Source organism: Micromonospora sp. NPDC005553 (genome assembly GCF_042871765.1).
Lineage (GTDB): Bacteria > Actinomycetota > Actinomycetes > Mycobacteriales > Micromonosporaceae > Micromonospora.
In genome coordinates, this window is record NZ_JBIAJD010000001.1 from 162272 (window position 1) to 184672 (window position 22401).

Genomic DNA, 22401 nt, shown 5'->3' on the forward strand with positions numbered 1-22401 from the left:
TGACGTGACCGCGCGCCGATTCGGGCGCGGGGGGCTCGACGAGTTCGCCGGCTACCAAACGTCACGATAGGTCCGCAATACGGACAGGAAGGTGTGAACGTGAATAGTGCCCTCTTTCATCTTTAAAACCGCCAGAGCGGCATCAGGCTCACCCGCCGACGTGGATGCCGGGTCGACGCAGCGGGTCCCGTTCGGTCCGACGGATGATCTCCCGCACCACCGGCGGGGTGTCCCCCCGGCCCAGGATGAGGTAGCGCGCCAGGTGCGCGATCGGGCTGCCCTCCGACCACTCGAAGTGCGCGTGCGGCCGGACCCCGGTGGCGTCCCGCAGGGCCAGCAGGATCGCGGCGATCGCGTTCGGCGCGGCCGGGCTGTCGGCCCGCAGCACCCGGAAGCCGCCCACCTCGATGCCGTGCACTCGCAACACCTGACTGAACTCCGACGGATCGACCACATCGATCTCCAGGAACAGCACGTCCGCGGCCCCGGGCACCGGATTCATCCCGCGCTGCGCCCGCTCCTTGAGCGTGTACTCCTTCACCGACCCCTTCTGCCGCTTGTTCGCGATCAGGTGCAGCTGCCCGTCGTGCGCCAGCGACTCGCTGATGAACCGACGGGCCGCCTCGTCGAACTCGATCCGCTCGGCGCGCAGCTCGGTGGTCCGGGTGACCCGGGAGACCAACGAGACCACGATGATGCCGAGGATGAACAGCGCGGAGATCGTGATGCCGTCCGGCTGTTCGATGACGTTCTCCAGCAGCGCGTACAGCAGCACCAGGGTCAGCACCGTGAAGCCGATCGCGGAACCCCGCCGGTGGTGACGGGCCGCGGAGATCGTCACCGCCACCGCCCCGGAGACCATCATGGCCAGGATCCCGGTGGCGTACGCCCCGGCCTGGGCGTTGACATCGGCGCGGAAAGCGATCGTGATGGCGACGCTGACGACGGTGTAGACGATCACCACGGGGCGTACCGCCCGCGCCCACTCCGGGGCCATGCCGTACGACGGCAGGTAGCGGGGCACGATGTTGATCAGCCCGGCCATCGCCGAGGCGCCGGCAAACCAGAGGATGAGCACGCTGCTCACGTCGTAGACGGTGCCGAACACCTCCCCCAGGTAGGCGTGCGCCAGGAACGCCAGCGCCCGCCCGTTCGCGCCGCCGCCCGGCCGGAACTCCTCCGCCGGAATGAGCGCCGTGGTCACAAAGGTCGTCGAGATCAGGTACACCGACATGATCAACGCGGCGGTGGTGAGCAGACGGCGCGTGTTGCGGATCCGGGCGGCGAGCCGGGCCTGCTTGTCCGGGCCGTCGGCCGCCACCAGAGGCATCATGCTGACCCCGGTCTCGAAACCGGACAACCCCAGCACCAGCAGCGGGAATGCCAACACGGCGGTGAGCAGCACCTGGCCCGGTCCGCCACCGGTCGCGGTCACCGCGGCCGTCCAGTTCGACACGATGCCCGGGTCCTCGACGATCCGACCCACAGCGACCACGACGATCACCGCGTTGAGCACCAGGAAGACCGCGACCAGCGGGATGGCCACCACCACCGCCTCGCGGAACCCGAGCAGGAACACCCCGCCGAGGATGAGCAGCAGCGCCACCGTCACCACGACCGGCACCACGGACCCGTGCAGGACGTCCGGCAGGTACGGGTTCTCCAGCAGGTGCACGGTGGCGTCGGCCGAGGAGAGGGTGATCGTGATGATCCAGGAGGTGGCCACGAAGCCGAGCAGCACGAGGACGAAGATCTTGCCCCGCCAGAACGGCAGCAACCGCTCCAACATCGCCACCGAACCCTGACCGTGCGGGCTCTCGTGGGCCACCCGCCGGTACATCGGCAGCATGCCGGACAGGGTGAGCACGACGATCAACAAGGTCGCCAGCGGGGAGAGCGCCCCGGCCGCCACCGCCGCGATGCCCGGCAGGTACGACAGCGTGGAGAAGTAGTCCACGCCGGTCAGGCACATCACCTGCCACCAGGCGTGCCTACGGTTCTGCCCCTCGGTCGCCTCAGGGCCGGGCGGCTGCACCTGGTGCTGGAAGAGCCACCGGCGCAGCGGGCTGGCCGGCGGCGCCGAGCGGGCCGGTGTGGCCACGCGTTCGGGCACCACGACGCCCTGCCGACCACCGCGATGTGGGCGGGCCGGATCGCGGGCCGCCCGCAGCGCCGGGTCCGGCCCGCTCGGCGCGTGTCGGCGCCCGCTCCACCGCCGTGGTTTTGCCCGGTGCTCGTCACCCATCGCCAGTCCCACCCTCACAGGTCCTGATCTGACGGTAGGCGGTGCCTCGGCGCCCGATCGGCGGAACCGGGTACCTGTTCGGCCTGCTCAGGACAGGTCCGCGACGGCGAGCAGCCGGGCCAGCGCGGGTGGGTCGGCGACGGTGACGGTGGCCGCCGGGTGCCGGGGCCGTCCCCCGGGCACCAGCGCCGCCACCGGTACGCCGAAGCGCAGGCAGATCCCGCCGGCCACGCTGCTGCCGAAGGTCGCGCCGCCGTCGGCCAGCGACAGGTGCGGGCCGATCGCCCGCCACCAGCGGTACGGTCCGCTCAGCTCGACGGCGGTGACGTTGCCCCGGTCGGTCCGCAGCCGCCACGGCCCGTACCGGATCATCAGATCCCGTTCGGTGACGGCGACCCAGGCCGTCGCCGGGCGGACCCCGAGCAGCGCCAGCACCGGGCGAAACGCTGGATCGAAGCGGAACGGGAACCGGGCCACGACGCCGGTCATCGGGCGCCGGGCCGAGCGGTGGGTTTCGACACCGGGCCACCCGGCCGCAGCGGGCCGGGCCGCGCGGGCCGGGGGCGGGCGGCGGGCCGACGCCGGGCCAGGACGGTCATGGCGCGGGCGTACCCGATCCGCGCCCGCCGACACCCCCGGATCCGCCGGCCGTCGACGCGACTCCCACCCGGCGTTCCCCCACCGCCGGCCGACCCCCCCGGGCCGGCCGACGGCGGCAGACGGTCGACACCCCCCGGGGCCGACCGGCTGTCCCCTGAGTGACCGACCCGACCTCGGGCGGCCACACGGGGTGGAACTGGTGGGACGCGCCTCCGCGCTCCGCCGCCCCCCACGGGGCGGAGCGCGGAGGCCCCCCGTCCCGGCTACTGCAGGAACGCCCCGAGGGGCGACAGCAGCAACCGGCCGAGCGCCGCGGCGTTGTCGTCCAGCCGTGTGCGCTCACACTCTCGGGCGTCCGGATCGTGCCGGCACCGCCAGATCTTCTGCGCGTTACGCCAGGCGACATCGCGGGTGTACTCGACCAGTTCCCCCTGGTACCAGTCGTCGATGTCGCCGTTGAGCATGTCGATGAGCAGCTGCCACCGCTCCAGGTAGCCCCGGCGCAGGCCGGGGATCTTGTCCGCGAAGATTTTGTTGATCTCGAGGTAGTCGTGGTGCTGGTCGCTGCCGTCGACCGGCTCCGACTCCAGGTGATCGAACGTGGTCACCAGGGCGAACGGCAGGTCGAAGTTGATGTGCGCGTTCACCCCGGCCGCCGCCGACGGCAGCGGCCGGGCATCCGGCCCCCGCATCCGCTCGAAGAGGCACGACCACGCCTTCGGGGTGCCGGGGCTGGAGTCGGTCCACAGCCGCATCGCGTCGAAGTACCGGGCGGCGAACTCGACGTCGAGCCGGGAGAGGAAGACCGGATCGACGAAGCGGTCGTCGTACAGCCCGTCCAGCACGCTGCTGGTGATTGTCAGATAGAGCCTGTTGAAGTCGGCCAGCGGACAACTGGCTTCCAACGGTGGCAACCGGACCAGCATGTCCTGAAGCTTGGTCAGATGATCGACCACGGCCGGCACGTCCGCGGGATGATCGGCGAGCAGGTCGACGATGTCCCGGTGCACGGGCCCCCAGACCGGTTCGATCATTTCTCCTCCATTGTGGTCGGCGGCATCCCCCGTGCCGTCGTCGACGCGGCCCAGCCTCTCAGCCGACACCCGGCCACCGGATCAGTAGAACGACGTATCCCGGCGCGCACAGGCGCCGGGATACGTACGCACTGTGGAGTCGGTCAGCCCCGTTGGTTGCGCAACTGGATCGCGCTGGCCTGCACGCGGGTACGGACCTGGAGCTTGTCGAAGATGTGCGACACGTGCACCCCGATGGTCCGCTCGCTGATGAACAGCCGCTGCCCGATCTCCCTGTTGGTCAACCCCTCGGCGACCAGGGCGAGCACTTCCCGCTCCCGGGCGGTGAGCGCTGCCAACTCGTCGTCGGACGCCTCGACCGGGACGCCGCGCGCACCGCTGATGCTGTCGCGCTCGTCCAGCGACACCCGGGCCCGCCCGGCCAACTCGCGGATCTCCGAGGTCAACGGCACCGCGCCCAACCCCTGCGCCACCCGGTACGCCTCCCGCAGGAGCTTGCCTGCGGTTGCCACCCGGCTGCGCCGAGCCAGCAGCGCCTCGGCCTGCCGCAGGCGCGAGTACGCCGCCGGATAGGGGTGGTTGCGTCGATCCCACTCGGCCGCCGACGCGGCCCACAGCTCCGGATCACTGCCGTCGAGGCGGCTGACCTCGGCGGCGCACAGCGCCAGGAAGCCCTCCACCACCGAACGCACCGGCCGGGCCGCACCGGCGCTCTTGCGGGCCACCCGCTCGGCCACGTCGCGCAGTCGGCGGACCGCCGTCGGGTCCACCTCCACAGTGCGGCTGGCGTGCGCCTCAGCCTCGGCGCGCAGGCCGTGCCAGACCAGCGCGGACAGGATCATCACGTCGTCGGAACGGCTCTCGGTCAGGCCGCGCTGCACCGCCTGCCGCGCCACGTCGTGCCGGCCCTCCCACATGGCCAGCCCGGAGCGCAGGGTGAGCAGCGGAATGACGTGTCGCGCCCCGCCGCCGGCGAGCAGGGTCGCCACCGCGTCGAGGTCCCGACCGGCGGCCTCGATGTCGCCGTAACCCACCGACAGCCGGCACCGGGCCAACAGCAGCTCGACGGCGTCCGCACCGGACGGTCGGTGTCGCAGGGCCGCGGCCACCACCTTCTCCGCCTCGGCCCACTGGCCCACCCGGAACAGCCCGTTGATGGCGATGGCCAGCAGCCGGGTGCCCCAGGTGCGGCCCAGGCCCAGCTCGGTCACCCGTTCGGCGCCCCGCCGGGCCACCACCACACCCTCTTCGAGGACGTTCAGCGGCCCGGTCAGCAGCTCAGCCAGGTGCAGGTACGCGCAGGCCACGTCCTCGGGCTGACCGGCACGCTCGGCGGTGTCGAGGGCGTCGCGCATGACCGCCAGCCCGGCGTCCGGGTCTTCCAGACAGGCGTCGCTGAAGCCCAACGCCGAACTGGCCAGCACCACCTCGGTGGCCGAGCCCACCACGTTCTCGGCCAACGCCAGCGCCTCGCGGGCCCGCTCACCGGCGTCGGCGTAGCGACCCAGGTGCAGCAGCAGCTCGGCCAGGCGGGCGGCGGCGCTGGCCCGGTCCCGAGGGGAGCAGTCCGCCGCCTTCAGCGCCCGCTGGTACTCCTCCTCGGCCAGCGCGGAGCGACCGGCGGCGGCCAGGTAGCGGGCGCGGCGGATGTGCAGCGCGCAGCTCGGTTCGCCACCCCGCAGCGCGGCCAGCTCCTCCAGCAGGGCCAACGCGCGGGCGTGCTCCCCACAGTGGTGGGCCGCCTCGGCGGCGTTCTCAAGCAACTCGACAGGGTCCACCGTCAGCGGGCCCGGCTCGGCGGCCAACTGCAACGCCGCCGACCAGTGCCGGTGTGCCTCGGCGTAACCGTGCAGCCGCTCGGCCTCCTGAGCGGCGGCCACCGCCGCCGGCAGGGCGCGCGCCGGCTCGCCGGCCAGCCGCCAGTGGTGCGCCAGCCGGGCCTGGTGCAACTCACCCGGCGCGCTGGTCAGCGCCTCGGCGTAGCGGCGGTGCAGGCCGGAGCGTTCGGCCGGCAGCAGCTCGTGCGCCAGCACCTCGGCCACGAGGCGGTGGCGCAGCCGGTAGCCCTCGTCCGCGCCGACCAGCAGCCGGTGCGCCACCGCGGCCCGGGCCGCGGCGATCAGCTCGTCCTCCGGCATCCGCAGCACCTCGGCCAGCAGCCAGTGCTGCACCGGCTCGACACCGGCGGCCACCGCGTGCACCACGGCGTGCGCGTGCTGGGGCAGCGCGTCGACCCGGTCGAGGAAGATCTCCCGCAGCGTCTCGGACAGCCCGTCGCGGCCGTCGCGCAGATCCCGGGCCAGTTCCTCGATGACGAACGGGTTGCCGCCGCTGCGCTGCCACACCTGCTCGGCCGCGTCGGCGCTCAGCGTCCGGCCGACCACCGCGACGGCGAGCGTCTCGGTGTCGGCCCGGCCCAGCGGCGCCAGGTCGAGCACCCGCACCGTGCGGAGCCGACGCAGCTCGGTGAGCACCCGGCGCAGTGGGTGGGCGCCCTGCAACGACTCGGCGCGCACCGCCGCCAGCACCGACAGCTGAAGATCACCCAGGCCGGCGAGCAGGTAGAGCAGGAGCTGCCGGGTGCTGCGGTCGACCCACTGAAGGTCGTCGAGGATCAGCACCAGCGGGCGGCCCTCGGCGATCAGGTGCAGGCCACGGGAGACCCGCTCCAGCAACGCGCCGGCGCCGTCCGGGCTGGCGGTCTCGTCGGCGAACATCTGCAACAGCCCCCGCACCGCCGAGGAGGTGCGGGCGGGCGAGGTGGAAACCTCGGCGTCGAACCGGCGCAGCGCCTGCAACAACGGGTGCAACGGAGAGGCGTCGCCGATGTCCAGGCAGCTGCCGGTGAGCACCACGGCGCCCCGCTCCCGCAGGCGGTCACCGATCTCGCCCAACAGCCGGGTCTTTCCCACACCGCTCTCGCCGGTCAGGAAGACCGCCGCGGTCTGCCCGTGCGCGGCCTCACCGAGCAACGCGGACCGAACCGTCTGCACCAGCTCGGCCCGGCCCACGAGTGGTGCGGTGTCCACATCGCTGGCCATGCCACGCAGCCTAATCACAGGGCCCCACACCGTTCTACGGCCGCCCACCGCTTCTGGTACTCCTCGCGTCGACTTTGCGACTAAAGGTTGCAGGTGGCCGACATACGTCGTTCGGCAGATCCCCCGTCGGCCCACTAATGCCAATCTCCGGAGGTGATCAGGCAACAGCGGGGAGAGAGGCCGGTGCGACACCCATGACCACCAGCATCATCGTCGACACGCAGCGGACCGTCACCCCGCTCTGGCCGGTACCCCAGGAGAGGCGCGTCGTCACCGTCCTCTTCGCGGACATCGTCGGATCCACGGCCCTGGTGGACCGGCTCGACCCCGAGGACGTCCGAGCGTTGCAACGGGCCTACTTCGACACCGTCGCCGGTGTGCTGCACCGCTGGCACGGGGTGGTGGAGAAGTACATCGGCGACGCCGTGATGGCGCTCTTCGGCGCCCGGCACTCCGACGGCTTCGACGCGTACCGGGCGGTGCGCGCCGGGCTCGAGATCCAGGCCGCGCTGGACCGACGGCCCATGGTCGACGGCATCAGGCTGCGCGTCCGGGTCGGTGTCGCCACGGGCGAGGTGGTGGTCGACCTGGGCGACGCCGTCACCGGCGGGCACGGCCTGGCCAGCGGGGCGGTGATCACCACAGCGGCCCGCCTGCAGGAGTACGCCGCGCCCGGCGCCGTCGCACTCTGCGCAGCCACCGCCCGCGCCACCGCCGGCCTGATCACCCAACGTCAGCTGACGCCGACGCCCGTCGCCGGCCGGGTGTCGCCGGTGCCGGTCTGGCACGCCCTCGGTCCGGTTCGCCCCGGTGCCGACCGGCACGACGGCCCGTTGATCGGTCGACGCCGCGAGCTGGCCACCATCCGCGACCAGCTGGGCTCGGCCATCCGAAACCGGACACCACGCTGGATCTCACTGGTCGGCCCCACCGGTAGTGGCCGCAGCCGGCTGCTGCACGAGCTGACCCGTGGGCTGACCACGGTGGACGGACTGCCGGTCCGCTGGTGCGTGGCGACCTGCCAGCCGTACCCCGACCAGGTGTTGGCGCCGGTCGCGCACCTGCTCCGCGGCCTCGCCGGGATTCGGCACAGCGACGGCCCGGCGGCGGTCCACGACCGGCTCGTCGCCGCCCTGACTCCGCTCTTTCCGCCGAGCCGGGTGGCCACCGCGGTTCCGGCGCTCCAGCGGATGCTGACCACCCCGGACGGCTCGGCCACCGCCCTCACCGGCGCGGCGATCTGCCGCGAGGTCCTGCTGCGGATGGCCGCCCACCAGCCGCTGATCGTGGCCGTCGACGACCTGGACCGGGCCGCGCCCGCGGTGAGCCGCTTCCTGCACGCGCTGTACGACGCGGCGACGGAGCGTGGGCTGCCGCTGGCCCTGCTCACAGTGCACCAGCCGCAGTGGACCGACACCCGGCCCGGTCCGGCCCGCCAGATGACGATCGGACCCCTGGCCACGGTGCAGTCCGGACGGCTGCTGCGCCACCTGCTCACCCGGGCCGGACAGCCGGTGGCCCTGGTCGACCAGCTGCTGCCGCTGGTGGGAGGCCGCCCCGGGCACTCGGCGGCGTACGTCACGTCGCTGGTGGACGGTGCCGATCCGGCGGCCCTCCCGCTGCCCGAGGCCGTACGCCGGGCAGTCGGCGCGGAGCTGGACCACCTCGACGGTGAGCGGCGGGCGGTGCTGATGGCCGCCGGCACCCTCGGTGGTCTGATCTCCGGGGCGGCCGTGGACCGGGCACTCGGCTGGACACCCGGCCGGTCCGCGCCCGCGCTCCGCGAGCTGGTCACCGCAGGACTGCTGCTCCCCCACCACGTCGACGGGTACGCGTTCGCCGCTCCCGCGCTGCGCCAGGTCGCCGTCGAACGGTTGCCCCGGGCCCTGCGGTCCGTCTTCCAACGCCGGACCGCCGCCGTGCCGCACCTCGACACGGTGCACCGGGACGCCGGCCCGCCCGACTCGCTCGCTGGTGCTGTCACCGGCTCGGCGGCGAGGAGCGCGGAGATCGAGCGCCTCGACACCGTTGGCGCTCGGAGCGGCCGCCTCGACGCCGTCTTCGCGGCGCTGGCCTCGGCCGGGCCGGGCGGTGCCACCGGCCCTACCGCGCTGAGGCGAGGCAGCCCCATCCCGACGATGGCCACCCGTCCCGCCGCGGCGGGCCCCGGCGCCAACCGTACGGCGGGCCCACGCCGGCTCCGAGCCGTCGCCTCGGCGGGCGACGTACCGCCGACGTCGGCCACAGCGGCGTCCGGACCTGCGCGCAGTGCGGGCGGTAACCCATTCCGGGACATCGGACGGCCCGCAGCGCCGAGCCGCCCCACGCGAGCGAGTTCGGCTGGGCACTGGACACTCGCCGACGCGGGCACTCCACCAGGGGTGGTGCGGGCAGTACTCCGCCCACCGTTGATCCGCCCACTGGACGGCCTGCCCGCCTCCGCCTGACTCCGATGATCACTTGATGCCCGGCAGCCAGACCGGCCCCATGCCGACTGGTCAGCAGGGCAGGTCAGGACGGTCGCCCGCCGAACTGCCAGTTGTGCACCTCGATGTCGGCATACCGGTCGGCCGTCAGGATGGCGCGCGCCGCGTCCGGGTTCGGCGCCCGGAGCAGCGCGGCGGTGCCGAGCCAGGTGACGCCGTCGTCGGCCAGCAGAGGTCCGTACGCGATCAGCTCGTCGGGGTCGGGCGGCACGGCCAGGTCGGCGGCCTGGCCGGCGCCGAGGCCGAGCACCAGATAACGGTTGCCGCCGGTCCGGCCGCCAGGGAAGTCCCACATGGTGCGGCCCAGCATGTTGTGCCACCGGCGCAGCAGCACGTCCCGGTACACGCCGGCCTGGTAGTTCGGCTCCTCGAAGGCGAAGGTTCGCGCGGCGGCCGGGTCGGGCACGTCGACGATGTGCACGCTGCCGGTGGCCGTGTCGCCGACGAGGGTCGGGCCACGGGCGATCATGCCCGCCGCGTACCGGTCCATGTAGGACCAGTGCTTGGGCAGCAACTCGTCGCGCAACGCCGCCGAGCCGGGCCGGTCACTGTGGTAACAGAGAAACTCCATGCCGCGCATTCTCGACAACCCGGCCCACTCGGTCGACCGGTTTGTCGCCTATGGCACGGACGCCGAGGCCAGCAGCGCCGCTGTGGGCAGCGCGAGCAGGCCGTCGGAGCCACGGTAGCGGGCGGTCAGCTCGTCGTACGCGGCACGAATGCGGGTGATCATGGCCGCCGGCTGGGTCTCCATCACCAGACCTGGCGTGCTGATGCCGTTGGCGGGGCCGCTCCACCAGGCCTCCGGGTCGGTGCGGTGCGCCCAGGTGATCGTGTCGCAGCGTACGTCGGTGAGCCCGGCCTGGTCGAGCAGGCCCGCCAACCCGTCGGGGGTACGGGGGAAGTCCCGGTCGGCGTCCACCGTCGGGGCGGCGGCGCGACGGTCGACCCCAGCGGCGTCGAAGACCTCACCCCAGAGGCTCTGCGCCTCGGGTGGGGGGTGCGGCCACACGGTGACCGCGACCCGACCAGCGGACCGGACGACCCGTCGCAGCTCGGTGATCGCGGCCAGCGGATCGCCCACGTGATTGATCACGAAGTTCGCCACGGCCGCGTCGAACGACCGGGAGGCGAACGGGAGGTGCGGCAGCGACGCGAGGCGGACTTCGTCGACGGACGGAACGCGGCCGCGCACCAACTTGACCATGCTGGGTTCGGCGTCGACGGCGACGACGCTGGCGTGGCGGGCGCACGCCAGCCTGGCCACCGTGCCGGAGCCGGTGCCCGCGTCGAGCACCCGCATCCCCGCCCCGACGTTGGCGGCGTCCAACAACGCTGGCGCGGGGTACGCGCAGAGCGCGGCGAGACTGCGGTCGAACGCTCCGGCGCGCCCGGCCCAGCGCGACCGTTCATATTCGTCGAAGGCCGTCGTCGTCATTGCCAGGCGCGCCCTTCGAGGATCTTGATGGTGGTGTCACGCTATCGAACGAGGCGTATTCGGCGGTGCCCCACGCGCTGCTGGGCCGCCGCCCGCACCTGCCGTGAGCTGGCGCAACGGCACGTCACCGCCCGGGAGTGGTAACTCACGGTCGAGCCGGGCGCTCAGCGGGCAGCCAGGAAGGCCAGCACGCGCGGCCAGACCGCCGCGGTGGCGTCCGGGGAGTACTCGGCCAGGTCCGGGTCGGTGAACAGGTGACCCACGCCCGGATAGCAGAAGACCGTCAGATCGGCACCGGCGTCGGTCATTCCCTGCCGCCACTCGTCGACCTCGTCCGGCGCGTCGTACGGGTCGGGGTCGGCGAGGTGCAGCTGCACCGGCAACCCGGGTGAGACCACGTCCGGGGCACCACCGGTGCCGTGCAGCAGGAGCAGACCGGCGGCGGCCGGGCGCTCGGCCAGCAGCGCCCCGGCAACCCCGGCGCCCATCGACAAGCCGGCGAGCACCGTCTCCGGTGGCAGGTCACGCAGCGCGGCGCGGGCCCGGTCCAGCACCACCTCCTGGCCGATCTTGTCGAGCAGCGCGAAGCCCTCCTCGACGGTGTCGGTGGCCGGGACGCCGTACAGGTCGGGGGTGCTGACCTGGTGCCCGGCGGCACGCAACCGGTCGGCGGCGGCGCGCACGGCGGGACGCAACCCGTACACGGAGTGGAACAGCACGACGTGTCGCATCCGGCCATCCTGCCGCAGTCGACAGTGCATCCGGGGTGGCCACGCGGGGTGGACGTCAGACCAGTGCCGCCAGCCTCGCGACCAGGTCCGTCGGCGGCGGCATCTCGGCGATCTCGCGGCTGACCTGCGCGGCAGCGGTCCGCAGGCGCTCGTCGGTGAGCAGCTGGGTCAGTGCCCGCGCGGTGATGTCCCGGGGGCGCAGCGCCAGGCCGGCCCCCCGGCGGGCCACCAGCTCGGCGTTGTGCCGCCGGTCCCCCGCACCCGTGGTGGCCAGCTGGGGCAGACCTGCGGCGAGGGCGCCGAAGGCGCTGCCCGCACCACCGTGGTGCACCAGCGCCGCGCTCGCCGGCAACGCCTCGTCGAGCGGGATCCAGTCGACCACCCGCACGTTGCCGGGCACCGAGCGGGCCGACCGCTCGTCGGGGCGGACCAGCACGATCTCGGCGTCCACCTCGGCGGCGGCGGCCACCACGGCGGGCATCGGCCCCCGGTCTCCGGGGCCGGTGAGGGTGCTGCGGGTGACCAGGATCCGGGGGCGCTCACCCGGCTCGCGCAGCCAGGCCGGCAGTTCCCCGCCGCCGACATAGGACATGTAGCGCATCGGCCAGCCGCCCTGCGTGGCAACGCTGGGCGGGGCCACGGCGAGGGCGGCGGCCGGCGCGGGCAGTTCGGTGAGGCCGTGGCGGCGCAGCGCCGCGCCGAGTCGGGCGACGGTGGCGCCGACCAGGTCCCGGCCGTCGAAGAGGGCGTTCTCCTGGCGGACGGCCGGCACGTCGAGCCTCGCGGCGGCCACCGCGCCGGCGACCGCGAACGGCTCGTACAGCACCAGATCCGGCTGCCACCGGGTGGCCAGCGCGACCACCGGGTCGACGAGCTGGTCGTTGAGCGCGCCGAACAACAGGCCGGCGCCCCGGGTGCCGGCGGTGCCGGCCAGCTCCGCCCGCGCGATCAGCGGGTGGCGGGGAAAGACCCGCAGCGCGATCCGGCCGAAGTCGAAACCGGGCGCGATGTCGTGCACCGGCAGACCCGCCTCGGCGGCGGCCAGCGCTCCGCCGCCGGTGGCCACCAGCACCTCGTGGCCGGCATCGCGGAGGGCGACCGCGAGCGGCACCAGGGGGAAGACGTGACCGACGAGCGGGGCGGAGACCACCAACACGCGCATGGACCCGATCCTATGTCGACCACAGCCACACCAGGGGCCCCTTGCTGCCCGTCGGCGTCACCGACGGGTAACCGACTCACCAGGCGTAGGACTGTGGGGCTTCTCCCGGCCCGGGCCAGATCCGGTCGAGTCGTTCCACCACCTCGTCGTCCAGCCGCACGGACAACGCGTCGAGGTCCAATCGCAGTTCGTCGATCGTCGTAGCGCCGACGATCGTGGTGGCGACGACCGGATTGCGCAGCAGCCAGGCCACAGCAACGGCCGCCGGCTGTGCGCCCAACTCTCGGCACAGCCCCTCGTAGGCACTGAGCTGGGCGCGGTGCGCCTCGACGCGTTGCCGGGCCGAGGGGTCGGTGGTGCGGCCCTGATCCAGTGCGTCGAGCGCGCCGGCGAGCAGACCGGCGTGCAGGGGGCTGTACGGGATCAGTCCGACGCCGAGGTGACGCAGGGCGGGGACGAGCTCCTGCTCGACGGCGCGTACGGCAAGGTTGTAGAGGCTCTGCTCGCTGGTCAGGCCGAGAAAGTGGCGTGCCGAGGCGGCGGCCTGGGCGAGCGCCACGTCCCAGCCGGCGAAGTTGCTGCTGCCGACGTAGGTGATCTTGCCCTCGCGGACGAGCTGCTCCATCGCCTGCCAGATCTCCTCCCACGGCGTGGCCCGGTCCACGTGGTGCATCTGGTACAGGTCGATGTGGTCGGTCTCCAGTCGCCGCAGGCTGGCCTCGCAGGCGCGGCGGATGTGGTAGGCGGACAACCGGCGGTCGTTCGGGCCGAGCCCCATCGGCTGGTACACCTTCGTCGCCAGGACGATGTCATCACGGTGCCCACTGCGCCGCAGCCACCGGCCGACGGTCTCCTCCGCGATGCCGTAGCCCTTTTGCATCTCCGGTGACTGTGGCCCGCCGTAGACGTCGGCGGTGTCGAAGATGTTGATGCCAGCGTCGACGGCGGCGTCCATGACCGCGAAACTGGTCGCCTCGTCCACCGTGTACCCGAAGTTCATGGTGCCGAGGCCGATCCGGCTGACCAGCAGACCTGAGCGGCCCAGGTGTCCGTACCTCATGGTGTCCACCAGCCGAGCGTAGGGCGAGGCCGGGCAATGCAGCCGGTGGGGATGGCCGGCGGCCTATCCGCCCGCAGCTTCCGACCCGGAACGTCGGTCAGTGGTCAGGCGGACGGTCGCTGGTCGACGATGCGGCGCATCTTGCCCATCGACCGTTCCACGGTGTCAGGGGCGAGGACGTCGACCGCGACGCTGACGCCGATGGTGTTCTTGACCAGTTGAACCAGCGCGCCGCCGGCCCGCTCGGCGGCGTCCACGTCGACGTCGGCCCGCCGCTCCACCCGCACCGTGAGGGTGTCCAGCCGGCCGTGCCGATCGAGGACGCACTGGAAGTGCGGCGAGAGCTGCGGGGTGCGCAGGATCAGCTCCTCGATCTGGGTGGGGAAGATGTTCACTCCACGCAGGATCATCATGTCGTCGGTGCGGCCGGTGATCTTCTCGATCCGGCGCATCGGGCGGGCGGTGCCGGGTAGCAGCCGGGTCAGGTCGCGGGTGCGGTAGCGCACCACCGGCATCGCCTCCTTGGTCAGGGAGGTCAACACCAGCTCACCCCGCTCGCCGTCGGGCAGCACCGCCCCGGTGACCGGGTCGATGATCTCCGGGTAGAAGTGGTCCTCCCAGAGGTGCAGGCCGTCCTTGGTCTCGACGCACTCGGTCGCCACGCCGGGGCCCATCACCTCGGAAAGTCCGTAGATGTCGACGGCGTGGATGTCCAACTGCTGCTCGATCTCGCGGCGCATGTCCTCGGTCCACGGCTCGGCGCCGAAGATGCCCACCCGCAGTGAGGTGGCCCGCGGGTCGATGCCCTGGCGGCGCATCTCGTCGACGATGGCCAGCAGGTAGCTGGGCGTGACCATGATGACCTCGGGTTCGAAGTCGCGGATCAGCATGACCTGACGCTCGGTCATGCCCCCGGAGACCGGGATGACGGTGCAGCCCAGTTCCTCGGCTCCGTAGTGCGCGCCCAGACCGCCGGTGAAGAGCCCGTAGCCGTACGCGACGTGCACCCGGTCGCCCGGGCGGCCGCCGGAGGCGCGGATCGAGCGGGCCATCAGTCGCGCCCAGGTGCGCAGGTCGTCGCGGGTGTAGCCGACGACTGTCGGCCGGCCGGTGGTGCCGGAGGAGGCGTGCAGGCGGGCCACCCGCTCCCGGGGTACGGCGAACATGCCGAACGGGTAGTTCTCCCGCAGCTCTGCCTTGCCCGTGAACGGGAAACGCGCCAGGTCGTCGAGATCCCGGCAGTCGTCGGGGTGCACCCCGGCCGCGTCGAACGCCCGCCGGTAGTGCGGCACGTTGTCGTACGCGTGCCGCAACGACCAGCGCAGTCGGTCGCGTTGCAGGGCGCGCAGCTCGTCGATGCTGGCGCGCTCGATCGGCTCCAGCTCCTCGGGACGAGGGGTGCGATCCTGCATCGGCTGCCTCCTTGGCGCGGCGGTCCCGGTGGGGCTGCGGGTACCGTACGCCCGCTGCCGCGCCGGCCGCCGGGCGGTCAGCGGGTGGCTGGCAGCCGGTGCAGGGCGTCGACGAGCGGCGCCAACTCGGGGGCGGCCTCCGCCTGAGCGAGCGCGTCGGTGAGCACCCGGTCGTGGGTGGGTCGGGTCTGGGCGAGCAGCTCGGAGCCGGCCGGGGTCAGCTCGGTGTAGATGCCGCGCCGGTCGTCGGCGCAGAGGATGCGGGTGAGCAGCCCCCGTTGTTCGAGGCGGGTGACCAGCCGGGTGGTGGCGCTCCCGGAGAGCGCGGCGGCCCGGGCGAGCTGGCTCATCCGCATGTGCCAGCCGTCCTGGCGGGAGAGCGCGTCGAGCACCGTGTATTCGACGACGGAGAGTTCGTGGTAGGCCTGCAGCGCCCGCTCCAGGGATGTCTCGATCAGCGCGTGCAGGGCGGCGAGGGTGCGCCAGCCCTGGGCGCGGATCTCGACCGCGTCGTCGGCGATGCCCATATTGGCCTCCTCGGTGTGATCTGAACGGGCCCCAGACTAGCACGCTTGCGCCGATATAAAGCGCGTGCAAGTATTTCGTTGTTGGCGCGTGTAGTTGCACGCGCCGCCTATCTGCCTCCACTCGATGGGAAGACCATGTCCGTACCCCAGAAGTCCCTGCCGCCCGGCCTGATCGCGCTGGCCATCGGTGCCTTCGGCATCGGTCTCACCGAGTTCGTGATCATGGGGCTGTTGCCCGAGGTGGCCGCCGACTTCGCGGTCACCGAGCCGGTGGCCGGCTGGTTGATCTCCGGCTACGCGCTCAGCGTGGCCGTCGGCGGGGTCGCCCTCACCGCGGCGGTCACCCGCCTGCCGCGCAAACCCGTGCTGCTCGGCCTGATGGTGCTCTTCATCATCGGCAACCTGCTGTCCGCCGTCGCCGGCGACTACGCCGTGATGATGGCCGGCCGGATCGTCGCCGCGCTCTGCCACGGCGCGTTCTTCGGCATCGGCGCCGTGGTCGCCGCCGGCCTGGTCGCACCGGCCCGACGGGCGGGCGCCATCGCCATGATGTTCGCCGGTCTGACCATCGCCAACGTGCTCGGCGTGCCGTTCGGCACCTTCCTCGGGCAGCACTTCGGCTGGCGGTCGACGTTCTGGGCGATCACCGCCATCGGGGTGGTCGCCCTGATCGGGCTGGCCCTGCTGATCCCGGTGGGCGACACCACCAACGCCGACCGGCCGGCCGGTGGGCTGCGCGGCGAGTTGCGCGCCTTCACCCACCCGCAGGTCTGGCTCTCCCTGGTGATCACCGTCCTGGGCTTCGGTGGGATGTTCGGCGCGTTCACCTACATCGCCTACACGCTGACCGAGGTCAGCGGCTTCGCCTCCAGCACCGTGCCGTGGCTGCTCGTCCTCTTCGGCGTGGGGCTCTTCGCGGGCAACCTGCTCGGCGGCCGGGCGGCGGACAGGTCACTGTCGCGCACGCTGGTCACCGTCCTGGCGGTGCTCACCGTGGTGCTCGTCGGCTTCGCGCTGACGGCCACGAATCCGGTGCTGACCATCGTCGCGCTGGTGCTGATGGGCGGGTTCGGCTTCGCCACGGTGCCGCCGCTGCAAATGCGGATCATGCGGTACGCCCACCAGGCGCCGACCCTGGCGTCCGGGGCGAACATCGCCGCGTTCAACCTCGGCAACGCGTTGGGCGCGTGGATCGGCGGGGTGACCATCGCCGCCGGACTCGGCTACACCTCGCCGATCTGGGCCGGCGCCGCACTCACCCTCATCGGTCTGGTCGTACTCCTCGGCGCGCTGCGGCTGGCCCGCCGCGACGAGCCGGCGGGAGCCGAGGCGGAGCTGGCGGGGACCGCCGTCTGACCCGCCTCGACGACAACGCCGGGCCGGGCGGATGCCCGGCCCGGCGTCGCTTCGATCATCGCCCTGCCATCTTCTCGCAATTGCAAAAGATGTGCAACAAGGTCTGGACAACGCGTCGGCGGCGTAACTAGCCTGATCGCCATGAGTCCTTACATCGCAGATCCCTGGGCCTGGCAGGAAAGCTGGGACCGCCAGCAGGAAGCGTTCATGCCGGACCGTGAGCACCGGTTCACCGCCATGCTCGACACCGTCGACGCGGTCCTCGACGACCGACCGCCACGCGTGCTCGACCTGGCCGGCGGCACCGGCACCATCTCGCTGCGGACCCTCGCTCGCTTCCCCGCCGCCGAGACCACAGTGGTCGACCTCGACCCGGCGCTGCTCGCCATCGCCGACGCCTCGCTTGCCGACCGTGCCACCATCGTCACGGCCGACCTCGGCACCCCCGAGTGGCGCTCCACGCTGCCGCACCAGGAGTACGACGCCGTGCTCACCGCCACCGCCCTGCACTGGCTGTCGGCAGACCGGCTCGGGCAGCTCTACGCCGAGCTACGCGACGTGCTGCGGCCGGGCGGCGTCTTCGTCAACGCCGATCACATGCCCGACGACTCAGTGCCCGAGCTGACCAAGCGGCTGATGGACCGGGCCCGGGACCGGCGCAACGCCCGGTACGCCGCCGGCTCGGTGCTGTCCTGGTCGGACTGGTGGCAGCGCGCCGGCGCAGACCCGTCGCTCGCCCCGCTGGTCGCCCAGCGACACGCCATCTACCCGACCGGGCACAGCCCAGAATGGAACCCACCGGTCTCGTGGCACCTGGCCGCGCTCACCGCGGCCGGATTCAGCGAGGTGGGCACGGTCTGGCGAGGCGGCTCGGACGCCGCCGTCGCGGCGGTGCGCTGACCCGGCCGTCGCCGGCGGTGCGCTGACGCCCTGTCGCGGCGGTGCGTTGACGCCCTGTCGCGGCGGTGCGCGGACGCTGCCGTCGCCGGCACTACGCTCAGGAGCCGTGCCAGAGCCGTTCGAGCCGCGTACCGACCCCGACGTCGACCTGCGCGTCCCCGCCGACCGCCGCGAGTTGACCGCGCGCCCCGCGACGATCCTCGCCGCCATCGCGGCCGGCGGGGCGCTCGGCGCGCTGGCCCGGGCCGGCCTGCAACACGCCGTTCCGCACCCACCGACCGGCTTCCCGTGGGCCACGTTCACCATCAACACGGCCGGGTGTCTGCTGATCGGCGTACTGATGGCGGTGCTCGGGCACCTCGACGGTGGGCCCCCGCTGGCTCGCCCGTTCCTCGGAGTCGGGGTGCTCGGCGGGTTCACCACCTTCTCCACCTACGCGGTCGACGTGCAGCAGGCGATCGTCGCGGGCGCGCCGGTCACGGCGCTGACGTACCTCGCCGCGACGGTGCTCGGTGCGCTCGTGGCGGTCGCCCTGGGCGACGCCGTCACCGCCGGGCTGCTGCGTCGGGTGACCCGATGACCGTCCTGCTCATCGCACTGGGCGCGGCGGTCGGCGCGCCGCTGCGCTACCTCACCGACCGGGCCGTGCAGTCCCGGCACGGCTCGGCGTTCCCCTGGGGCACGCTGCTCGTCAACGTGGCCGGGTCGCTGCTACTGGGCGTCCTGGTCGGGTGGCCGGTCGGCCCGGCGGTGAGCGCGTTGCTCGGCACCGGGTTCTGCGGCGCGCTGACCACCTACTCCACCTTCAGCTACGAGACGCTGCGGCTGACCAGTGGCGGTCATCGGCTCCTCGCGTTGGCCAACGTGCTTGGCAGCGTGGCGGCCGGGCTCGCTGCGGCCACCACCGGCTACGCAGTGGCCCGCGCCCTGATCGGCTGACCGCACACCAGCCGCGCCCATCCCCATCCCCCAGCAACGCCTGGACCAGGCGTTCCCCACGAACACCCCGAGGGTATATACGCGAGGTATACCCTCGGTGTAGTCTCCTCGGCATGAGCGTGCCACTGACTCTTCTCGGCCTCCTCGAACGGGAGCCCAGCCACGGTTACGACCTGAAGCGCGACTACGACGCCTTCTTCGGCCGGGGCAAGCCACTGCCGTTCGGCCAGGTCTACTCCACCCTCAGCCGACTGGCCCGCGACGGCAAGGTGGTGATCAGCGACGTCGCGCCGGGCTCCGGCCCCGACCGCAAGCGCTACATCATCACCGACGTCGGCGCGACCGAGGTCGAGCAGTGGCTGACCCAGCCGGTCGACCCGGAACCGCACCTGCAGACGGTGCTCTTCGCCAAGGTCGTGCTCGCGCTCATGCTGGACCGCCCGGCCGCCGAATACCTCGACACCCAGCGCAGCGCGCACCTGCACCGGATGCGTGAGCTGACCGAGATCAAGCGCGCCGGCAGCCTGGTCGACGCGCTGCTCGCCGACCACGGCCTCTACCACCTGGAGGCGGACCTCCGGTGGATCGAGATGACCGGCGCCCGACTGGACGCCCTACGCAAGGAGGTGCGGCCGTGAGCGTCGTCATCGAGGCACGCGACGTGACGTTCGCCTTCGGCCAGACGCCCGCCCTGCGTGGCGCCAGCGTCGCCGTGGAGGCGGGCGAGATCCTCGCCGTCATGGGCCCCAGCGGCTCGGGCAAGTCCACCCTGCTGCACTGCCTGGCCGGCATCCTGGTGCCCGACTCCGGCGAGATCCTCTTCGACGGCGCCCGGGTGCACGCCATGGCCGAGACCGAACGCAGCAGCCTGCGCCGGGACCGCTTCGGCTTCGTGTTCCAGTTCGGTCAACTCGTCCCCGAGCTGACCGCCGTGGAGAACGTCGCGCTGCCGCTGCTGCTCAGCGGCGTACACCGCAAGCAGGCGCTACCCAGGGCGGAAGCCTGGTTCGCGCGCCTCGGGCTGGGCGGCCTGGAGCAGCGGCGCTCGGGTGAGCTCTCCGGCGGGCAGGCGCAACGGGTCGCCCTGGCTCGCGGCCTGGTCGCCGAGCCGCAGGTGCTCTTCGCCGACGAGCCGACCGGCGCGCTCGACTCGCTCACCGGCGAGCAGGTGATGGACCTGCTGGTCGGTGCCGCCCGCGAGCAGGGCACCACCGTCATCCTGGTCACCCACGAGCCGAGGATCGCGGCGTACGCCGACCGCGAGGTCATGGTCCGCGACGGGCGCGTGAACGCGCCGGCCCGGATCGCCTCGTGATCCGCTTCGGGCTCCGCCTCGCCGTGGCCGGCGGCCGTGAGGCGCTCACCCGGCTCGTCGTCATCGCCGCCGCCGTCGCGATCGGCAGCGGTCTGCTGCTGACCACCCTCGCCGGGGTCAACGCGGTCAACTCCCAGCTCACCCGGTACGCCTCGATCTATCCCAACGCCTCGCCCGTCGGCGACGCCGATCCTCTGTGGTGGTCGACCCGGGAGGACTACTTCCACGGCGAGCAGATCATCCGGATCGACGTGGCGCCCAGCGGACAACGCGCGCCCACCCCGGTCGGCATCCCAACCATCCCTGGCCCCGGGGAGTACTACGCCTCGCCCGCGATGCGTGACCTGCTGGCCACTCACCCGGCCGACCACCTGGGCGAGCGTTACCCGGGGCGCGACCTCGGCACCGTCGGCCCAGCCGCGCTGACCTCCCCGGACACCCTGCTCGTCATCATGGGTGGCACGCCGGACCAGGTCGCCGCACTGCCCCTCGTCCGGCAGATCACCACCGTCGGCGACACTCCCGCGCTTCCCGAAACCACTGTGAACCTCATCCTGGGCGTGATCGCCGGAGGGCTGCTCTTTCCGGTGCTGATCTTCATCGGCACGGCCACCCGGCTCAACGCCGCCCGCCGGGAGCAGCGCTTCGCCGCGATGCGACTGGTCGGCGCGACACCCCGCCAGATCTCGATGGTCGCCGCCGTGGAGGCGGCCGCCGCCGCAGTCGCCGGCACCGCCGTCGGCTTCGGCCTGTTCTACGCGTCGCGCGGCTCGATGGCGGGCATACCGTTCACCGGCATGCCGTTCTTCCCCAGCGACATGTCGCTGGGCGTGCTGGACATCCTGCTCGTGGCGCTCGGCGTTCCGGCCGGCGCGGCGCTGGCGGCGCAGGTCTCGCTGCGCCGCGTACGGATCTCGCCGCTGGGCGTCACCCGGCGGGTCACTCCCCGCGCGCCGCGCGCGTACCGGCTGATCCCGATCCTGCTCGGTGTCGCCGTGCTGTTCTTCGCCATCGGCTTCCGGCCCGAGACGTCCGACGGCCAGGCGGCGGTGTTCCTGCCCGGCCTGCTGCTCATCATGGCCGGCCTGGTCTTCGCCGGCCCGTGGTTGACGATGGTCGGCGCCCGGGTGATGGCCCGGTACGCCAACCGCCCCGCCACCCTCATCGCCGCGCGTCGCCTCGCTGACAACCCGAAGGCCGGTTTCCGGGCGATCAGCGGCATCATGCTCGCGCTCTTCGTGACGAGCGTGGCCGTCGGGGTGATCACCACGATCGTCACCAACCGCGGCCCGGCACCGGTCGGCTCGACCGAGGCGGGACAGGTGTCGCTCTACCTTCCTGAGGATGCACCGGCGACGCCTGACTCGCTCCTCACCGAGCTGCGCTCGATCACCGGCGTGCAGTCCGCAGCTGCGGTGCGCGAGAACCCGGACTGGAAGAGCGCCAGCGAGCCCGGCCTGATCGCGTGCGCCGAGATCCCGAGCGCGTACGGCCGGTGCGCCGACGGCGCCATCGTCGCCGAGGTGGCGACGGGTCTCATCCCCTTCCGGGAGTCGGCGTCGTCCACCAGGGTCTGGCCCGCCGCGTCGGTTCCACTCGGCAGTCTCGAACAGCTGCCGGTGATGACGATCGTCGTCGACACGGACGGATCGGCAGCCGCCGTCGAACGCTCACGTACCGCCCTTGAGGCCGCCTTCCCTGCCTTTCGGGTGGCGCCGAACGTGCCCGGCGACTTCGAGTCGGAGTTCGCCAACACGCTGCGCGCCTGGGAACAACTGGCCAACGTCGTCATCATCGCCAGCCTCGCGCTCGGCGGTTGCAGCCTCGCGGTCAGCGTGATCGGCGGTCTCACCGAGCGCAGACGCCCGTTCAGCCTGCTGCGGCTCAGCGGCGCTCCGGTGCGGGTCCTGCGTCGGGTGGTGGCGTTGGAGAGCGCCGTGCCGATGCTCGCCGTCGCCGCCGTCGCCATCGGGATGGGTTTCCTCGCCGCCCACCTGTTCCTGCGGGCGCAGATGGGCTACACCCTGGTCGCGCCGCAGCCGGGCTTCTACGTGATCGTCGTCGTCGGGTTGGCCGCCTGCCTCGGCGTCATCGCCTCCACCCTGCCGCTGCTGGAACGGATCACCGGGCCGGAGACCGCCCGCAGCGAGTAGTG

Annotated in this window: 19 protein-coding genes; 8 read left to right on the forward strand and 11 right to left on the reverse strand. The window is 72.6% G+C overall.

The window, feature by feature from the left end; genetic code table 11:
• Positions 1 to 148: 148 nt before the first annotated feature.
• The 4 genes from ACFYPG_RS00890 to ACFYPG_RS00905 form a co-directional block, all read right to left on the reverse strand.
• Positions 149 to 2245: an amino acid transporter gene (locus ACFYPG_RS00890; protein ID WP_355007441.1), complete on the reverse strand. Its 2097-nt coding sequence runs from the start codon at positions 2243 to 2245 to the stop codon at positions 149 to 151.
• An 87-nt stretch (positions 2246 to 2332) separates the two neighbouring features.
• On the reverse strand, positions 2333 to 2734 hold the full coding sequence (locus tag ACFYPG_RS00895; protein ID WP_355007440.1) for a hypothetical protein: 402 nt from the start codon (positions 2732 to 2734) through the stop codon (positions 2333 to 2335).
• Positions 2735 to 3108: 374 nt separating this feature from the next.
• Complete coding sequence (locus tag ACFYPG_RS00900; protein ID WP_355007439.1) at positions 3109 to 3879, reverse strand: DUF5995 family protein; 771 nt, start codon at positions 3877 to 3879, stop codon at positions 3109 to 3111.
• A gap of 143 nt (positions 3880 to 4022) precedes the next feature.
• Complete coding sequence (locus ACFYPG_RS00905) at positions 4023 to 6920, reverse strand: AAA family ATPase (RefSeq protein ID WP_387349340.1); 2898 nt, start codon at positions 6918 to 6920, stop codon at positions 4023 to 4025.
• Between the two features lie 194 nt (positions 6921 to 7114).
• Between ACFYPG_RS00905 and ACFYPG_RS00910 the strand changes: the two genes are divergently transcribed.
• Entirely contained in the window at positions 7115 to 9367 is a 2253-nt protein-coding gene (locus tag ACFYPG_RS00910; protein ID WP_387349342.1) for an AAA family ATPase, read from the forward strand.
• A gap of 64 nt (positions 9368 to 9431) precedes the next feature.
• On the opposite strand, the gene ACFYPG_RS00915 is transcribed toward ACFYPG_RS00910, so the two are convergent.
• From ACFYPG_RS00915 to ACFYPG_RS00945, 7 genes are all read right to left on the reverse strand, one after another.
• Positions 9432 to 9977, reverse strand: coding sequence for a YciI family protein (locus ACFYPG_RS00915; RefSeq protein ID WP_355007436.1), 546 nt, complete (start codon positions 9975 to 9977; stop codon positions 9432 to 9434).
• A 48-nt stretch (positions 9978 to 10025) separates the two neighbouring features.
• Complete coding sequence (locus ACFYPG_RS00920; RefSeq protein ID WP_387349344.1) at positions 10026 to 10844, reverse strand: class I SAM-dependent methyltransferase; 819 nt, start codon at positions 10842 to 10844, stop codon at positions 10026 to 10028.
• Between the two features lie 164 nt (positions 10845 to 11008).
• Positions 11009 to 11575 carry a dienelactone hydrolase family protein gene (locus ACFYPG_RS00925; RefSeq protein WP_387349346.1) on the reverse strand — a complete coding sequence of 189 codons (567 nt, stop codon included), beginning with the start codon at positions 11573 to 11575 and terminating at the stop codon, positions 11009 to 11011.
• A 55-nt stretch (positions 11576 to 11630) separates the two neighbouring features.
• A complete protein-coding gene (locus ACFYPG_RS00930) occupies positions 11631 to 12737 on the reverse strand; it encodes a nucleotide disphospho-sugar-binding domain-containing protein (RefSeq protein WP_355007433.1) in 1107 nt (368 codons plus the stop codon).
• A gap of 76 nt (positions 12738 to 12813) precedes the next feature.
• The gene (locus ACFYPG_RS00935; RefSeq protein ID WP_355007579.1) at positions 12814 to 13797 is read right to left on the reverse strand and encodes an aldo/keto reductase; all 984 of its coding nucleotides are present in this window, start codon (positions 13795 to 13797) and stop codon (positions 12814 to 12816) included.
• A 104-nt stretch (positions 13798 to 13901) separates the two neighbouring features.
• Positions 13902 to 15209: a phenylacetate--CoA ligase PaaK gene (gene paaK / locus ACFYPG_RS00940; RefSeq protein ID WP_387349348.1), complete on the reverse strand. Its 1308-nt coding sequence runs from the start codon at positions 15207 to 15209 to the stop codon at positions 13902 to 13904.
• A gap of 77 nt (positions 15210 to 15286) precedes the next feature.
• The gene (locus ACFYPG_RS00945) at positions 15287 to 15736 is read right to left on the reverse strand and encodes a MarR family transcriptional regulator (RefSeq protein ID WP_355007431.1); all 450 of its coding nucleotides are present in this window, start codon (positions 15734 to 15736) and stop codon (positions 15287 to 15289) included.
• Between the two features lie 135 nt (positions 15737 to 15871).
• Between ACFYPG_RS00945 and ACFYPG_RS00950 the strand changes: the two genes are divergently transcribed.
• From ACFYPG_RS00950 to ACFYPG_RS00980, 7 genes are all read left to right on the forward strand, one after another.
• Positions 15872 to 17092, forward strand: a complete 1221-nt coding sequence (locus ACFYPG_RS00950) for an MFS transporter (RefSeq protein ID WP_387349350.1) — start codon at positions 15872 to 15874, stop codon at positions 17090 to 17092.
• A gap of 141 nt (positions 17093 to 17233) precedes the next feature.
• Entirely contained in the window at positions 17234 to 17992 is a 759-nt protein-coding gene (locus ACFYPG_RS00955; RefSeq protein ID WP_387349352.1) for a class I SAM-dependent methyltransferase, read from the forward strand.
• A 106-nt stretch (positions 17993 to 18098) separates the two neighbouring features.
• Positions 18099 to 18572 carry a fluoride efflux transporter FluC gene (locus ACFYPG_RS00960; protein ID WP_387349354.1) on the forward strand — a complete coding sequence of 158 codons (474 nt, stop codon included), beginning with the start codon at positions 18099 to 18101 and terminating at the stop codon, positions 18570 to 18572.
• Positions 18569 to 18931 (forward strand): fluoride efflux transporter CrcB, encoded by a 363-nt coding sequence (gene crcB / locus ACFYPG_RS00965; protein ID WP_387349356.1) that lies wholly within the window; start codon positions 18569 to 18571, stop codon positions 18929 to 18931. Before ACFYPG_RS00960 ends, crcB begins: the two co-directional genes overlap by 4 nt.
• A 113-nt stretch (positions 18932 to 19044) precedes the next feature.
• A complete protein-coding gene (locus tag ACFYPG_RS00970; RefSeq protein WP_091398392.1) occupies positions 19045 to 19569 on the forward strand; it encodes a PadR family transcriptional regulator in 525 nt (174 codons plus the stop codon).
• A complete protein-coding gene (locus tag ACFYPG_RS00975) occupies positions 19566 to 20246 on the forward strand; it encodes an ABC transporter ATP-binding protein (RefSeq protein ID WP_387349358.1) in 681 nt (226 codons plus the stop codon). Before ACFYPG_RS00970 ends, ACFYPG_RS00975 begins: the two co-directional genes overlap by 4 nt.
• Positions 20243 to 22399 carry an FtsX-like permease family protein gene (locus tag ACFYPG_RS00980; protein WP_355007425.1) on the forward strand — a complete coding sequence of 719 codons (2157 nt, stop codon included), beginning with the start codon at positions 20243 to 20245 and terminating at the stop codon, positions 22397 to 22399. Before ACFYPG_RS00975 ends, ACFYPG_RS00980 begins: the two co-directional genes overlap by 4 nt.
• Positions 22400 to 22401 lie beyond the last annotated feature (2 nt).

What these genes read in the sequence shown, in the direction of transcription:
- ACFYPG_RS00890 (WP_355007441.1), bottom strand. Translation starts at nt 2,245, where the DNA reads ATGGGTGACGAGCACCGGGCAAAACCACGGCGGTGGAGCGGGCGCCGA.
- ACFYPG_RS00895 (WP_355007440.1), bottom strand. Translation starts at nt 2,734, where the DNA reads ATGACCGGCGTCGTGGCCCGGTTCCCGTTCCGCTTCGATCCAGCGTTT.
- ACFYPG_RS00900 (WP_355007439.1), bottom strand. Translation starts at nt 3,879, where the DNA reads ATGATCGAACCGGTCTGGGGGCCCGTGCACCGGGACATCGTCGACCTG.
- ACFYPG_RS00905 (WP_387349340.1), bottom strand. Translation starts at nt 6,920, where the DNA reads ATGGCCAGCGATGTGGACACCGCACCACTCGTGGGCCGGGCCGAGCTG.
- ACFYPG_RS00910 (WP_387349342.1), top strand. Translation starts at nt 7,115, where the DNA reads ATGACCACCAGCATCATCGTCGACACGCAGCGGACCGTCACCCCGCTC.
- ACFYPG_RS00915 (WP_355007436.1), bottom strand. Translation starts at nt 9,977, where the DNA reads ATGGAGTTTCTCTGTTACCACAGTGACCGGCCCGGCTCGGCGGCGTTG.
- ACFYPG_RS00920 (WP_387349344.1), bottom strand. Translation starts at nt 10,844, where the DNA reads ATGACGACGACGGCCTTCGACGAATATGAACGGTCGCGCTGGGCCGGG.
- ACFYPG_RS00925 (WP_387349346.1), bottom strand. Translation starts at nt 11,575, where the DNA reads ATGCGACACGTCGTGCTGTTCCACTCCGTGTACGGGTTGCGTCCCGCC.
- ACFYPG_RS00930 (WP_355007433.1), bottom strand. Translation starts at nt 12,737, where the DNA reads ATGCGCGTGTTGGTGGTCTCCGCCCCGCTCGTCGGTCACGTCTTCCCC.
- ACFYPG_RS00935 (WP_355007579.1), bottom strand. Translation starts at nt 13,797, where the DNA reads ATGAGGTACGGACACCTGGGCCGCTCAGGTCTGCTGGTCAGCCGGATC.
- paaK (WP_387349348.1), bottom strand. Translation starts at nt 15,209, where the DNA reads ATGCAGGATCGCACCCCTCGTCCCGAGGAGCTGGAGCCGATCGAGCGC.
- ACFYPG_RS00945 (WP_355007431.1), bottom strand. Translation starts at nt 15,736, where the DNA reads ATGGGCATCGCCGACGACGCGGTCGAGATCCGCGCCCAGGGCTGGCGC.
- ACFYPG_RS00950 (WP_387349350.1), top strand. Translation starts at nt 15,872, where the DNA reads ATGTCCGTACCCCAGAAGTCCCTGCCGCCCGGCCTGATCGCGCTGGCC.
- ACFYPG_RS00955 (WP_387349352.1), top strand. Translation starts at nt 17,234, where the DNA reads ATGAGTCCTTACATCGCAGATCCCTGGGCCTGGCAGGAAAGCTGGGAC.
- crcB (WP_387349356.1), top strand. Translation starts at nt 18,569, where the DNA reads ATGACCGTCCTGCTCATCGCACTGGGCGCGGCGGTCGGCGCGCCGCTG.
- ACFYPG_RS00970 (WP_091398392.1), top strand. Translation starts at nt 19,045, where the DNA reads ATGAGCGTGCCACTGACTCTTCTCGGCCTCCTCGAACGGGAGCCCAGC.